Here is a 1,244-nt window from a genome sequence, read left to right on the forward strand (position 1 = left end):
ATGCACGAAGCCCCTAAAGAAACGCGTTCATTATCTAGGGCGAGTGCTCGATGCCGAGCGAGGCATCTACCAATCCCGAGAGCGCGGAGTCTTTACGTACGACCTCAAGTCGGATTCGTTCGGCAAGGCTCCTGAATCGTTCGTGCCGAACGTGCGCCGAAAGAACGCCCGAGAGGAGTTGCTTGTCGATTTCGGCGACGCCTTCCTGCTCGACGCCCTGATCGGGAAGTACAAACTCAATGAGGCGATTGATGCCATCGCCTACGGAAACCCCGATTCGGTCTATGCGCTTCTCCTCTACTACATGTTGGAGAAGCGCAGCAACGCCCATGCTGCATGTTGCTGGGAAGGGAGCTATGCGCGCATCCTCTACCCCAACGCCAACCTCTCGTCTCAACGCATCAGCGACCTACTTGCCGCGATCGGACGGGAAGACTCCATGCGCGCCTTCTTCAATTGCTACCTCGGGTGGTTGGGCGCGAAGAACCGTGAGGGCGAGAACATCCTCATCGACAGCACTGGCGTCCCGAACAGCATCCGTTTTCCGCTCACTGCCACGAACAATCACAACGGCGTGATTTCCGAGGAGGTTCGTCTGATCTATGTGGTACAGCAGGGGACGAGACTGCCGATCTACATGCGCTATGTTCCCGGCAACGTGGTGGATACCTCGACTTTGGTGACGACGATCCGAGAACTCAAAGCATTAGGAGTCAACACAAAGTTCGCTATTCTGGACGCTGGTTACGTCTCTGATGAAGGACTTCATGAGCTGTATGACAAGAAGATTTCCTTTATCACCCGCTGCCCGGCCAATCGTTCGGTCTATAAAGAACTGATGGAAAACGAGCTTGATGACCTTGAGACGGAAGGTCATTTGGCGACAGACAGAAGCAATCGTTTTTTCAATAGGCGCCATGTTTACATAAAGTGCGTTCCGGTTGAATACAAAACAATGCAACTTTATGCTTACATCGGCCGCGACAAAACTATGCAGGAGATCGAACGTCGGCAACTGATCGCACGCAACGTTGGCGAACGCATCAACCAGAAGGAACTGCATGCTCAGATGTGGACGCAGGGAACATTCGTCTTGCTTTCAACCATAAAAATCAAGGCTGAACATCTACTTGAACACTATTATGTTCGTCAGGACATCGAGCAGGTGTTCGACATCACCAAAAATTACGCATCTCTCAGTCCCCTTAACGTGGAAAGCGGTGTCTGTCAAGTTAGTTGCCGAA

General features: G+C 52.3%; 1 protein-coding gene. It reads left to right on the forward strand.

Annotated features, from left to right (window positions below; all coding sequences use genetic code 11):
* Positions 1–43: 43 nt before the first annotated feature.
* Positions 44–1,244, forward strand: a 1,201-nt coding sequence (locus ACT6Y9_RS11030) for a transposase (RefSeq protein WP_443744565.1), incomplete at its 3' end; no start/stop codon positions are given.

The organism is Sutterella sp. (assembly GCF_052272535.1).
Taxonomy (GTDB): Bacteria; Pseudomonadota; Gammaproteobacteria; order Burkholderiales; family Burkholderiaceae_F; genus Sutterella.